Source organism: Streptomyces bungoensis (genome assembly GCF_001514215.1).
Lineage (GTDB): Bacteria > Actinomycetota > Actinomycetes > Streptomycetales > Streptomycetaceae > Streptomyces > Streptomyces bungoensis.
Window position 1 is genome coordinate 154,799 of the sequence record NZ_KQ948868.1, and the last position, 12,786, is coordinate 167,584.

Annotated in this window: 11 protein-coding genes; 2 read left to right on the top strand and 9 right to left on the bottom strand. The window is 73.2% G+C overall.

Features of this window, described 5'->3' with window-relative positions; translation table 11 throughout:
- Positions 1-91: 91 nt before the first annotated feature.
- From AQJ66_RS28805 to AQJ66_RS28825, 5 genes are read right to left on the bottom strand one after another with little or no spacing between them, the layout of a single operon-like run.
- Complete coding sequence (locus AQJ66_RS28805) at positions 92-1,303, bottom strand: cytochrome P450 (RefSeq protein ID WP_061927917.1); 1,212 nt, start codon at positions 1,301-1,303, stop codon at positions 92-94.
- Positions 1,300-1,893, bottom strand: coding sequence for a GTP-binding protein (locus AQJ66_RS28810; RefSeq protein WP_061927919.1), 594 nt, complete (start codon positions 1,891-1,893; stop codon positions 1,300-1,302). The genes AQJ66_RS28805 and AQJ66_RS28810 overlap by 4 nt, the downstream gene beginning before the upstream one ends.
- A gap of 13 nt (positions 1,894-1,906) precedes the next feature.
- Positions 1,907-2,254 carry a DUF742 domain-containing protein gene (locus tag AQJ66_RS28815; protein ID WP_061927921.1) on the bottom strand — a complete coding sequence of 116 codons (348 nt, stop codon included), beginning with the start codon at positions 2,252-2,254 and terminating at the stop codon, positions 1,907-1,909.
- Entirely contained in the window at positions 2,251-2,658 is a 408-nt protein-coding gene (locus AQJ66_RS28820) for a roadblock/LC7 domain-containing protein (RefSeq protein ID WP_061927923.1), read from the bottom strand. Before AQJ66_RS28820 ends, AQJ66_RS28815 begins: the two co-directional genes overlap by 4 nt.
- Entirely contained in the window at positions 2,655-4,313 is a 1,659-nt protein-coding gene (locus AQJ66_RS28825) for a sensor histidine kinase (RefSeq protein WP_061927925.1), read from the bottom strand. The genes AQJ66_RS28820 and AQJ66_RS28825 overlap by 4 nt, the downstream gene beginning before the upstream one ends.
- Before the next feature lie 331 nt (positions 4,314-4,644).
- On the opposite strand from AQJ66_RS28825, the gene AQJ66_RS28830 reads away from it, so the two are divergent.
- Entirely contained in the window at positions 4,645-8,019 is a 3,375-nt protein-coding gene (locus AQJ66_RS28830; RefSeq protein ID WP_061927927.1) for a pyruvate carboxylase, read from the top strand.
- A 48-nt stretch (positions 8,020-8,067) separates the two neighbouring features.
- Here the strand turns inward: AQJ66_RS28830 and AQJ66_RS28835 are convergent, their stop codons facing one another.
- The 4 genes from AQJ66_RS28835 to AQJ66_RS28850 all read right to left on the bottom strand — a co-directional run bounded on the left by AQJ66_RS28835 (position 8,068) and on the right by AQJ66_RS28850 (position 11,282).
- Entirely contained in the window at positions 8,068-8,523 is a 456-nt protein-coding gene (locus tag AQJ66_RS28835) for a hypothetical protein (RefSeq protein ID WP_061927929.1), read from the bottom strand.
- A 101-nt stretch (positions 8,524-8,624) separates the two neighbouring features.
- Positions 8,625-9,401 (bottom strand): polysaccharide lyase family 7 protein, encoded by a 777-nt coding sequence (locus tag AQJ66_RS28840; protein ID WP_061927931.1) that lies wholly within the window; start codon positions 9,399-9,401, stop codon positions 8,625-8,627.
- Between the two features lie 127 nt (positions 9,402-9,528).
- Positions 9,529-10,749, bottom strand: a complete 1,221-nt coding sequence (locus AQJ66_RS28845) for a carbohydrate-binding protein (protein WP_061927933.1) — start codon at positions 10,747-10,749, stop codon at positions 9,529-9,531.
- A gap of 116 nt (positions 10,750-10,865) precedes the next feature.
- On the bottom strand, positions 10,866-11,282 hold the full coding sequence (locus AQJ66_RS28850) for a PaaI family thioesterase (RefSeq protein WP_061927935.1): 417 nt from the start codon (positions 11,280-11,282) through the stop codon (positions 10,866-10,868).
- A gap of 350 nt (positions 11,283-11,632) precedes the next feature.
- Between AQJ66_RS28850 and AQJ66_RS28855 the strand changes: the two genes are divergently transcribed.
- Positions 11,633-12,742, top strand: a complete 1,110-nt coding sequence (locus tag AQJ66_RS28855) for a GNAT family N-acetyltransferase (RefSeq protein WP_061927937.1) — start codon at positions 11,633-11,635, stop codon at positions 12,740-12,742.
- Positions 12,743-12,786: the final 44 nt, after the last annotated feature.

The following is a 12,786-nucleotide window of genomic DNA, read 5'->3' on the forward strand; positions in this document are numbered from 1 at the left end:
GTTCCTCCAGGGCAGGGTCGGGGGTGCCGCGCCGGTCCGGGACAGCCCGGACCCCCGGCGCGAGTGCGGGCCGGCCGGGGCGACGCGGGGATCAGCGGGCTGGTACGGGGGTGAAGCGGACGGGCAGCCGGGTCAGTCCCCGCAGCCAGGGCGAGGGCCGGCGGGCGAGTGCCTCGGCGGGCACCGCCAGATCGATGTCCGGCAGCCGGTCCAGGACGACCTCGATGCCGGTGCGGGCGATCACCTCGGCGATCTCCTGCGCGGGGAACGGGCAGGAGTGCTCGCCGTGGCCGAAGGAGAAGTGCGCGCTGTTGCCGCCGGTCAGCTCCGAGGCGTCGGTGCGCACCTGCGGATCGGAGTTGGCGCCCTGCAGCCCGAGCAGCAGCAGGTCGCCGGCCCGGACGGGGCGCCCGCCGAGGTGGGTGTCGCGGGTGGCCCAGCGGCCGGCCACGTTCTGCGTGGGCGTGTCCTCCCACAGCACCTCGTTCATGGCCTCCGCGACGCTGTGCCGCCCGCCGAAGAGGGAGGCGGCGAACCGGTCGTCGGTGAGCATCAGCCGCAGCGAGTTGCCGATCCAGTCGGCGGTCGGCTGGTGCCCGGCCGCCGTCATCACCATCAGGTCCTGGGTGATCTCGTCGTCGGTGAAGCCGCTGTCGTCGGCGAGCATCCGGGAGACCACGTCGTCGGCCGGCTCCCCCCGCCGGTCGGCGATCAACCGGGCCATGGAACCGGCCAGATGGGACTGTCCGGCCAGGGCGCGCTCCCGGCCGTCGATCATGTCGTTGAGGGCGGTGACCAGGCCCGGGCCGTCCTCGTCCGGGAAGCCGTAGAGCCGGGCCAGCACCCGCACCGGCAGCAGCATCGCGTACTGCGCGATCAGGTCGGCCTCGCCGGTCGTGCACAGCGCGTCGATCAGCTCGTCCGCGAACCGCTCGGCGTGCCGGCGCAGTTCGAAGGGGTCGACCGCCTCCAGCGCGTTGCCGATCATCGCGGCGCGCTGCCGGTGCCGCTCGCCGACCGTGTACAGGATCGACGGCTGCTTGTGCCCGATCATCGGCAGCAGGGGCCAGCCGTCGGGGATGTTCTCCCACTGGTTCCACAGGTCCGAGTCCCGGCTGAACAGCACCGGATCGCCGGTGACCTGGTGCAGCTCGCGGTAGCCCAGCACCAGCCAGGCCGGGATGTCACCGTCGAGCAGCACCGGCACCACGGCACCGTGGTCGCGCCGCATCTCCCGGTACAGCCGGGCGGGCTCGGTCTGGAACCTGGGTCCGCCGAGCGGGACGGCGTCGGAGGGGGTCACACGTACTCCTGTCGGGGCAGGCCCGCCCGGGCGGACGGGTCGGCGTACCGGTTCTTCACGTGCTGCACCAGCGTGATCAGCGTGTGCTTGCCGGACTCGCGGGAGCGGGCGTCGCAGTCGATCAGCGGCACCTGGGGATCCAGGTCGAGCGCCTCGCGGACGTCCTCGCCCGCGCGGACGGCGCCGCCGAAGTCGTTGCAGGCCACGATGAACGGGGTGCCGTGGTGCTCCAGCCGGTCGATGGCGTACCAGGAGTCGTCGATCCGCCGGGTGTCGACCAGCACCACCGCCCCGAGCGTGCCCGAGAACAGGCGGTCCCACAGGAACCAGAACCGCTCCTGGCCCGGCGCGCCGAACAGGTACAGCACGTTGCGCGCGTCCAGCGTGATCCGGCCGAAGTCGAAGGCGACCGTGGTGGCGGACTTGCCGCGCACCTGACGGATGTCGTCGACGCCGGCGCCGGCCTGGGTCATCGTCTCCTCGGTGTTGAGGGGACGGATCTCGCTGACGGAGCGGACCAGGGTGGTCTTGCCGACGCCGAAGCCGCCCACGACCACGATCTTGAGACCGTTGTCGGCGGAGGCACCCAACGGGGTGCGCGCGTCAGAGGTTGCGAAGTCCAACGAGCACCTGCTCCAGGATGTCGGGGTCGGTCAGGGCCGGCCTGCGCGGATGACGGGCGCTGACGCGGCCCGCCGCCAGCAGGTCGCACAGCAGCACCTTGGTGATGCTCACCGGGAGCCGCAGTTCGGCGGCGACCTCCACCACCGAGGTGGGGAACCGGGTCAGCTCGAGGATGGCCACGTGCTCCGACTGCATGCCGGTCACCGGATCCGACTCGGCGACCACGAGGGTGACCAGGTCGAAGGGGGTGTCCGGGCCGGACCGGCTGCGGCCCTGGGTGATGGTGTAGAGGCGGTCGGGCGCGTCGTCCCTGCCCGGACGGCTCATGACGCGCGCGGCGGCGCGGTCAGGTGCTCACCGAGCTGTTCGACCAGCTCGCTCATGGTGTGCCCGACGAGTCCGGCGTCCGCGTCCTCCGTGGTGACCACGGCCAGATGGGCGCCCGCGCCGGCCTCCACGATGAACAGCACGCCGCCGTAGAACTCCGCCATCGCCGAGCGCACGCCGCCGCTGCCGTCGCCGAACTCGACGGACGCCCCGTGCGAGAGCGACTGGATGCCGGCCGCGATGGCGGCGAGCTGGTCGGCCTGGTCGACGGACAGCTCCGGGGTACGGCACAGCTTCAGCCCGTCCCGGGAGAGCACGAGCGCGTGCCGGGCGCCCGGGGTCCTCTCCAGCAGGCCCTCCAGGAGCCAGGTGAGCTTGTCGTCGGTGGTGGTCGGGCCGGTCATGCCGTGGTGTCGCCTTCCGGGAGCGGGTGCGAGTGCGGTGCGGGGGCGCCGGGGGACGGCGCCGTGTGTTCGGCCGGGTGGCTGCCGGGTGCGCCCGGCTCGTCCGGTGCCGTGTCATGGGAGTCGGCGGCCGCCGCGCCGTTGCCCTGTGCGGTGCCGGGCGCGGGAGCGGCGGGACCCCGGGCGTCCGGTGCGGGGCGGACGGCCTGGCGGAAGCTGCTGAACCGGGCGGCGCGGGCCTTGCCGTCGTCGGCGTCGGCCGGCCGCCGGGTGCCGGGCGCGTCCTCGCAGGCGCCGGACGGGGTCCGGGTGCCTCCGGTGCGGGGCGCGGGCCGGGAGCGTTCGGCCTCGGCGAGCGTACGGCCCCGGCGGCGCTTCGGCAGCCCCGCCGGGCCCTCCGCGGCGGACGGTACGGCCGTGTCGCGGACCGGATCGTGGACCGGGTCCGGGACCGGGGGAGCCGGGGCCGCCGGGGCCTGCGCGGGCTCCGGGCGGGACGCCGGCACCGGCGTCGCCGGGGCGGGGTTGGTGAGGATGTCCTGCGGGACGAGCATCAGCACACCGGTGCCGCCGCGCGCCGAGGGCCGGAACGACACCTTCAGTCCGTGCTTGCGGGCCAGCCGGCCGACCACGGCGAGCCCGAGCCGGGTACCGGTCAGACCGCCCAGCTCGGAGGCGTCACCGGAGACCGCCCGCTCGGCCCGGCGCAGCTGCACCTCGCCCATGACCAGGCCGCTGTCCTCCACGGACACGATGACCCCGGCCGGCACCTCCTCCACGTAGACGTGGACCTCGGCGGTCGGCGGTGAGAAGTTCGCGGCGTTGTCGAGGAGTTCGGCGAGCGCGTGCATCACGCCCTCGGCGGCGTGCCCGGCGACCGCGCTCTCGCTGACCGAGTGCACCCGCACCCGCCGGTAGCCGGCGATCCGGCCCATCGCCCCGCGCAGGATCGACTCCATGCCGATGGGCCGGGCCCACCGGCGGCCGGAGCGCGCCCCGGTCAGGACCGCGATGGAGTCCGCGAGCCGCCCGGCCTGGGCGGTGCGGTGGTCCAGGTGCAGCAGGTCGGCGAGGACGTCCTCGTCGGTGTGCCGGTCCTCCATCGCGCGCAGGTCGGCGAGCGTGGCCGTCGCCAGGGCCTGCATCCGGGCGGCCGCGTTGGCGGTCGCGGAGACCGCGGCGCCGCGCTCGCGCCGCGCGCGCTCCAGCTCGTCGGTCAGCCGGGCGTTCTCCGCGCGCAGCCGCTCCGTCTCGCGGGCGCCCGTCACCTCAAGCCGGGACCGCTCGGCCGCGAACGACTCGGTCAACTCCGTTCGCTGACGCGCGAGTTCGTCGATGAGCCGCTGCTGCTCCTGGCGCGCCTCCTCGGTACTGCGGGCCTGTTGCTGCAGCAGCCGTCCCACGTCCTGGGTCAGGTTCTCCAGCCGGCGCCTGCCCGCGCGCGCGGTCCGCAGGGCGTGCGCAGCGGTGGCCACCGCGGCGCTGAGCACGACCGCCGCCGCGCCGGCGCCCCAGGCGAGCGGGGCGCGCACCGGGCCGGGCGCCGCCGCCACCGCCACCCAGACGACGAGCGCCGACAGGGCGCCGGTCGCGGTGAGCGCGACGGCGAACGTACGGGAGAAGGGACGGTCGCCGGGATGCGTGAGCGGGGTCATCGGTCCGGGGGGATCCTCGCGGCAGAGAAGGGCAAGGGAGGGCAGGCGGAAGCGTTCGGGTGGTCAGAGCCGACACTCGATGGTGAACTGCCGGTCACTATACGAGAGTTCGTGATCGAAATGGAAAGAGTCCGCGTTCGTTCCATGGACCGGACGGTCACCGGCCTGGAGCAGCGACCGGTCCCGCCTGTGGCGCCGCACACCCGGTCGATGTGATGGTTTTCGCACGTCGCCACGTACGGCCACCCCCTAGGGTTGCCGCGAGGTACGGCAGGGGCGTGGCTGACACCATGGTGTTCGTCGCCGGCAGGCAGCTGAAGGGAATCCAGAGATGTTCCGCAAGGTGCTGGTCGCCAACCGTGGAGAGATCGCGATCCGCGCGTTCCGGGCGGGTTACGAGCTCGGTGCGCGCACGGTCGCCGTGTTCCCGCACGAGGACCGCAATTCGCTGCACCGGCTGAAGGCCGACGAGGCGTACGAGATCGGCGAGCCGGGGCACCCCGTGCGGGCCTACCTCTCCGTCGAGGAGATCGTGCGCGCCGCCCGCCGGGCCGGCGCCGACGCCGTCTACCCGGGGTACGGGTTCCTGTCGGAGAACCCGGAGCTGGCCCGCGCCTGCGAGGAGGCGGGCATCACCTTCGTCGGGCCGAGCGCCCGGACGCTGGAGCTGACCGGCAACAAGGCCCGCGCGGTGGCCGCCGCCCGGGCGGCCGGCGTGCCCGTGCTCGGCTCGTCCGCGCCGTCCGACGACATCGACGAGCTGGTCCGGGCCGCCGAGGAGATCGGCTACCCCGTCTTCGTGAAGGCGGTCGCGGGCGGCGGCGGGCGCGGCATGCGCCGCGTGGCGGACCCCGCCCAGCTGCGCGAGTCCATCGAGGCCGCCTCCCGGGAGGCCGCGTCCGCCTTCGGCGACCCGACCGTGTTCCTCGAGAAGGCCGTCGTGGACCCGCGCCACATCGAGGTGCAGATCCTCGCCGACGGCGAGGGCAACGTCATCCACCTGTTCGAGCGCGACTGCTCGCTGCAGCGCCGCCACCAGAAGGTCATCGAGCTGGCGCCCGCGCCCAACCTCGACCCGGAGCTGCGCGAGCGGATCTGCGCCGACGCCGTGCGGTTCGCCCGCGAGATCGGCTACCGCAACGCGGGCACCGTGGAGTTCCTCCTCGACCCCGACGGCAACCACGTCTTCATCGAGATGAACCCGCGCATCCAGGTCGAGCACACCGTGACGGAGGAGGTCACGGACGTCGACCTGGTCCAGGCGCAGCTCAGGATCGCCTCCGGCGAGACCCTCGCCGACCTCGGCCTGTCCCAGGACACGGTCACCCTGCGCGGCGCCGCCCTGCAGTGCCGCATCACCACCGAGGACCCCGCGAACGGCTTCCGCCCGGACACCGGCCGGATCAGCGCCTACCGCTCGCCGGGCGGCTCCGGCATCCGCCTCGACGGCGGCACCACCCATGCCGGCACGGAGATCAGCGCCCACTTCGACTCGATGCTGGTCAAGCTCACCTGCCGGGGCCGGGACTTCCGCGCGGCCATCGGGCGGGCCCGGCGGGCCGTCGCCGAGTTCCGCATCCGCGGCGTGGCGACGAACATCCCCTTCCTGCAGGCCGTGCTGGACGACCCGGACTTCCAGGCGGGCCGGATCACCACGTCCTTCATCGAGCAGCGCCCCCACCTGCTCACCGCCCGCCACTCCGCGGACCGCGGCACCAAGCTGCTCACCTACCTCGCCGACGTCACCGTCAACAAGCCGCACGGCGAGCGCCCTCGCCTGCTCGACCCGGTCACCAAGCTGCCGCCGCTCCCGGCCGGCGAGCCCCCGGCCGGCTCCCGGCAGCGGCTGGTCGACCTCGGCCCCGAGGGCTTCGCCCGGCAGCTGCGCGAGTCCCCGACGATCGGGGTCACCGACACCACCTTCCGCGACGCCCACCAGTCGCTGCTGGCCACCCGGGTGCGCACCAAGGACCTCCTCGCCGTCGCCCCGGCCGTCGCCCGCACCCTGCCCGGACTGCTGTCGCTGGAGTGCTGGGGCGGCGCCACCTACGACGTCGCCCTGCGCTTCCTCGCCGAGGACCCGTGGGAGCGGCTGGCCGCCCTGCGCGAGGCCGTGCCGAACATCTGCCTGCAGATGCTGCTGCGCGGCCGCAACACCGTCGGCTACACCCCGTACCCGACCGAGGTCACCGACGCCTTCGTGCAGGAGGCCGCCGCCACCGGCATCGACATCTTCCGCATCTTCGACGCCCTCAACGACGTCGGCCAGATGCGGCCCGCCATCGAGGCCGTACGGGAGACCGGCACGGCCGTCGCCGAGGTCGCCCTGTGCTACACCGCCGACCTCAACGACCCCGCCGAACGGCTCTACACCCTCGACTACTACCTGCGCCTGGCCGAGCAGATCGTCGACGCCGGCGCCCACGTCCTGGCGATCAAGGACATGGCGGGCCTGCTGCGCGCCCCGGCCGCCGCGAAGCTCGTCTCGGCGCTGCGCCGCGAGTTCGACCTGCCCGTGCACCTGCACACCCACGACACGGCGGGCGGCCAGCTCGCCACCTACCTGGCCGCGATCCAGGCGGGCGCCGACGCCGTGGACGGCGCGGTGGCCTCCATGGCCGGTACGACCTCGCAGCCCTCGCTCTCGGCGCTGGTCGCCGCCACCGACCACTCCGAGCGGCCCACCGGACTCGACCTCCAGGCCGTCGGCGACCTGGAGCCGTACTGGGAGGGCGTGCGGCGGATCTACGCGCCGTTCGAGGCGGGCCTCGCCTCCCCGACCGGCCGCGTCTACCACCACGAGATCCCCGGCGGCCAGCTGTCCAACCTGCGCACCCAGGCCGTCGCGCTCGGCCTCGGCGACCGCTTCGAGGACATCGAGGCGATGTACGCCGCCGCCGACCGCATCCTGGGGCACCTGGTCAAGGTCACCCCGTCCTCCAAGGTGGTCGGCGACCTCGCCCTGCACCTGGTCGGCGCCGGAGTCTCCCCGGCGGACTTCGAGGCCACGCCCGACCGGTTCGACATCCCCGACTCGGTCGTCGGCTTCCTGCGCGGCGAGCTGGGCACCCCGCCCGGCGGCTGGCCCGAGCCGTTCCGCACCAAGGCCCTCAAGGGCCGCGGCGAGCCAAAGCCGGCCCCCGAGCTGTCCGCCGAGGACCGCGAGGGGCTGGCCAAGGAGCCCCGGGCCACCCTCAACCGGCTGCTGTTCCCCGGCCCGACCCGCGAGTTCGACACGCACCGGCAGTCGTACGGCGACACCAGCGTCCTGGACAGCAAGGACTTCTTCTACGGCCTGCGCCCGGGCCAGGAGTACTCCGTCGACCTGGAGCCCGGTGTCCGGCTGCTGATCGAGCTGCAGGCCGTGGGCGAGGCCGACGAGCGCGGGATGCGGACCGTGATGTCCACGCTCAACGGCCAGCTGCGGCCCATCCAGGTGCGGGACCGGGCGGCCGCCTCGGACGTGCCGGTGACGGAGAAGGCCGACCGGAGCGACCCCGGTCAGGTGGCGGCGCCGTTCGCCGGTGTGGTGACGCTCGCCGTCGCCGAGGGCGACGAGGTGGCGGCCGGTGCCACCGTGGCCACCATCGAGGCGATGAAGATGGAGGCGACGATCACCGCGCCGAAGGCGGGCCGGATCTCCCGCCTGGCCATCAACCGGATCCAGCAGGTGGAGGGCGGCGACCTGCTGGTCGTGCTCGCCTGACCCCACGGGCGTCCGCCGCGGCCGGGGGGACCGGTCGCGGCGGAGCCGTCAGTCCCAGAGCGGGACGTTCATGACCGGCTGGAAGCCCTCCGGCCGGGCACCGGGGTAGGTCAGGCTCAGCCGGGTGAAGTGCTGGACGTCCGGGTTCTTCTTCCACGGCGCCGGGTGGTCCAGCCGCACGGTCACCCGGTAGGAGTGGAAGCGGCCCGCCGCGCAGTACGGCTGGCAGTCGTTGACGGCGTTCAGGCCCTCGGCGACCGCCGCGTTCCGTCCCCAGTGCTTCCAGGTCAGCCCGGTCAGGCGGCTGTTGCCGTCGCCGCAGGCCAGGATGAAGTCGGCCGGGCGCACGGTGCGGTGCCACAGGCAGTCGACCAGCACGGTCCGCGGCGGCTGGACCTGCGCTGCCGGGGCCTGGGGCGGACTGGCCGAGGCCGTCGTCATGGCCGCCGTGAGCATGGCTCCCGCAGCGAGGGTGACCGCTGTTCCCATCACTGATCGTCGCATGGCCGCTCCCGCCCGTCGTACTGTGTCGTACCGCACATCGACGCTACGACCGTCCGCCCGGATGCACCAATCGCGCAGGTCGCAGGGTGTGTCCGGTCCTGTCAGCGGTGGGCGACGGTCAACCCGTAGAAGGCGACCCTGGCTCCCGCGCTGGTGCTGTCCGAGGAGGACTGGTTGTAGGAGCCGGCCTTGAAGTACTGCCTGTACCGCTGGAAGGACGACGGGATCGCGTAGCGGGTGGTGGTGCCGTTGACGGTCAGCTCGATCGTGTTCCCGCCGGAGACGGCGATGGTGTAGCTCCAGGTCTTTCCGACCGGCACGTGGCCCACGGCGTGCGGGGTCTGCCCGCCGGAGGGCGAGTCCTCGGTGCCGAGCACGATGTCGCCGCCCGCGTGGTAGTACAGCTCCAGCAGCGGCTTGGTGGAGGAGCCGCCGGAGCCGAGGTGGATCTGGCCCACGCACACGTTCTCGGTCACCGAGACCACCCGCAGGGTCGCGCTCATCCGGTGCGTACCCGCCAGCGCCCAGTCGGCGGCGCTGCCGTCGCGGTTCGTCTCCCGCAGCTCCGAGCGGGCGTAGTGGGAGTTCGGGGTGGTCACGCCCTTCTCGGGCGCCCAGAAGCTCATCGCGCCGTCGCGGGTGTCGGTGTAGAAGTACGCGTCCTGGTAGCCGTTGGCGCCCTGGAGGCGGGAGGAGGGGATGGTGGTGGGCCTGCCGGGTGAGCCGACGGGCTCCTGGAGCTGCCAGACGGACAGGTCGAAGTTGCCGCCGGGCGCGACGTGCGGATCGGCCGCGGCGGCGCTGCCGCCGGTGAGGGCGCCGAGGGTGAGGGCGAGGCCCGCGGCGGTGGCCGCCGCGAGGAGCCGGTAACGGGTCATGTGGGGGGTCCCTTCGTCGGACCAGGATGCGTTCAGCTACGTGAACACCGAACGCATCCTTGGTCGCCGGTGACCCGAGAAGCTAAAGGTCTGAACCAGGCGCGTCAAGAGGTGCGGCAGCCGGAGGTCAGCAGGTGCCCTCGTCCTCCCAGGGCCCCCACTGCGGGGCGCCGGGGACCTCGTTCTGCGTCCACCACTTGGCCTTCCAGTTGTGCCTGCCGTACGAGACCTCGTCGCCGCCCGTGTAGACCGCGGACGAACTCCAGGCGGCCTTGCAGGAGTTGCCCGGCGGGGTCGGGCTCGGCGTAGGTGTCGACGTCGGGGGAGTGGTGGGCGGGGTCGCTCCCGCGAACTTCACCGAGTACTTCGCGAAGTCCCAGGAGTTCTGCGGCACGCTGGAGCACGTGCCGGACGTGCGGCCGCCGTTGTCGGGCGGAGAGCACTGGCGGTCGCGGTTCAGCGACCAGAACGTGAACCGGTCCATGTGGTGGCCGGTGGCGTAGTCCAGCACGGTCTGGAAGTCGTCCTGCGTGAAGTACTCGCCGGTGTCGCTGCGGCCGTTCATGCCGGAGAAGCCCTCGTGGGCGTAGGCGGTCGCCTCGTCCCAGCCGAAGGTGGACTGCAGGATCCCGTTGAACTTGGTGAGCGCGCTCGTCTGGCTCGCCGCCCCGTTGAAGCCGCCGTCGAACGGCATGATGGAGAAGTTGTTCGGGGTGAACCCCTGCGACCTGGCCTCCAGCAGCATCTGCTTGCCGAACCAGCCGGTGCCGTCCGCCGTGCCGGCGGTGGTCACCGAGACGTACAGGCCCGGGTTGTTCTGCTGCAGGATCTTCGCGGCGCCGATCTCGTTCCGGATGGCGGCGGTGTTCTCGTACTCCGGCTCCTCGAGGTCGAAGTCGATGGCGTGCAGGCCGTACTTGGTGATGACCTGCTGGTACGCCGCCGCCGTGGCGGCCGCGTCGGAGCAGGTCTGCCCGAGCTTGGTGCCGCCGTAGCCGCCGGCGGACACGGAGACGTCACCGCCCTTGGCGCGGATGGCGTCGATGACCGCCCGGACGGCCGTGTCGGAGGAGACCGCGGCGGTGCCGCCCCAGGTCGGGGTGCAGCCGCCACCGTTCGGCGCCAGGACGAAGGCCAGCTGGAAGGCCTTGAGACCGGTGGCGTCCATGAGGGCGGACGCGTCCGGCGGGTCGTTGTCCAGCGGCATCAGGTACGGGGCGGCCGCGTACCAGCGGTTGCCGAGCGCGCCGGTCGCGCCCGAGGCGGAGCCCGCGACGAACGCGGTCGTGCCCGCGGCGGCCAGCGCGACGGCGGCCGCCGCGCCCAGACATGCGTGAAGACGTCTCACTGCGTGCCTCCAGAGGTGTGGGGTGGGGGAGGGCCCCAGCCTCGGGGAGCTGTTGAGGGCACGTCAATAGGTTGGTCTAGTCCAACTTGCTCTTTGGACTAGACCATACGAATTCTTTACCGATCGTGCTTCCGCAGCACGATCTGGGTCTGCGTGGTCTGCCCGACCAGCCGGTCCCGGTCGTCGCGCAGGTCGGTCTGCACCACGACGAGGGTTCCGCCGAGGTGCAGCGGGCGGGCCGTGGCGCGCACGCGCCCGGCGGTGACCGCCCGCAGGAAGTTCGTCTTCGACTCCACCGTCGAGGTGCCCGAGGCGCCCTCGGGCAGGTTCAGGTACGCGCACACGGCTCCGACGCTGTCCGCGAGCGCCATCAGCGCCCCGCCGTGCAGCGCCCCGCCCACCGTGCAGGCGTCCGGCGACCACTCCAGACTCCCCTCGGTGCGCTCGGCCGCGGCCTCGTGCAACTCGATGCCCAGCCGGGCCGCGAAGGGCATCGCGGCCAGCAGTTGTGCGGGGTTCGGGAGGGACGACATGGCGTACCGCCTTTCCTGGATACCGCGGTGCTCCGGACGTTGATCAGGCAGTGTCGCAGCACCTTCGGACCGACCGGCGCGAACGCGCCAGCCTGCGCCCACCGATGCCCCCTTGACAGGGTGCGTACTGTTTCGCCACGTTTGAGCATCGGCCGAGCGCCGACGCACGGCGGGGATCCACGGGGGGATCCGCGGACAGCACAAGCAACGGCAGGGCGCGCCCGGCGCGTCATGGGGGGAGCGGTCGCCCATGCGATCCAGAAGCCGTCATCCACACACCTCACCGGCCCGTTCCCGTGCCGCGGACGACAGACCGCCGGCGGCGCGGCCGGAAGGACGGTCGAGCTGAGGTGGAGATCACCATCCACAGACCCGGTGAGCTGACCTCCGCACTGCGCGGAGCCTGGCACCGGGCGATGGACGAGTCGCCCGAGTACGCCAACCCGTTCCTCGCACCCGAGTTCGCCCTCGGGGTCGGCCGCCGGCGCGGCGGCGTGCGGGTGGCGGTCCTGCGGGAGGGCGGGGAACCGGTCGGCTTCCTCCCGTACGAGCGCGGCCCCCTCGGCACCGGCCGGGCCGTCGGGCTCGGACTGTCCGACTGCCAGGCCCTCGTGCACCGGCCCGGAGTCACCTGGGACACCGGCGAACTGCTGCGCGCCTGCGGGCTCAGTGTCTTCGAGTTCGACCATCTCGTCCAGGAGCAGCGGCCGTTCGCCCCGCACGTCACCGGCACCTTCGCCTCACCGGTGATCGACGTCAAGCCCGGCGACGGCGGATACCCGCAGTGGCTGCGCGCGGCCTACCCGGGGCTGGCCAAGACGACGCTGAAGAAGGAACGCCGGCTCGGGCGGGATGTCGGGGAGGTGCGCTTCGCGTTCGACGAACGCGATCCGGGGCTGCTGCGCACGCTCATGCGGTGGAAGTCCGCCCAGTACCGGCGCACCGGCCGCATGGACCGGTTCGCCCGGCCCTGGATCGTGGACCTGGTGGACCACCTCTTCCACGTCCGCGAGGAGCACTTCACCGGAGTGCTGTCCGTGCTGTACGCCGGGGACCGCCCGGTCGCCGCCCACTTCGGCCCCCGCTCCAGCACGGTGCTGGCCGCATGGTTCACCGCCTACGACCCCGAACTGCCCTCCTACTCGCCCGGGTTGATGATGCACCTGCGGACCGCCGAGGCCGCCGCCCGGCACGGCGTGACGCTGGTCGACCTCGGGCGGGGCGACAAGGAGTACAAGGACTGGCTGAAGACCCGGGAGCTCCGGGTCGGCGAGGGCTTCGCCGCCCGCCCCCACCCGGTGGCCGTGGCCCAGCGCATGTGGCGCAGGCCGGTGCGCGGCCTGCGGAACACGGTCCTGGCCCACCCCCGGCTGCGCGAGCCCGCCGACCGGCTGCTGAGGACGGCGGGCCGGCTGCGCACCCGGGGCGGGCCCGCGGCGGCCTCCGCACCGGGGGCCTGAGCGCCCCCGCCCGTAAAAACCGCCGCCGGAGCCGCCGTTGGTGG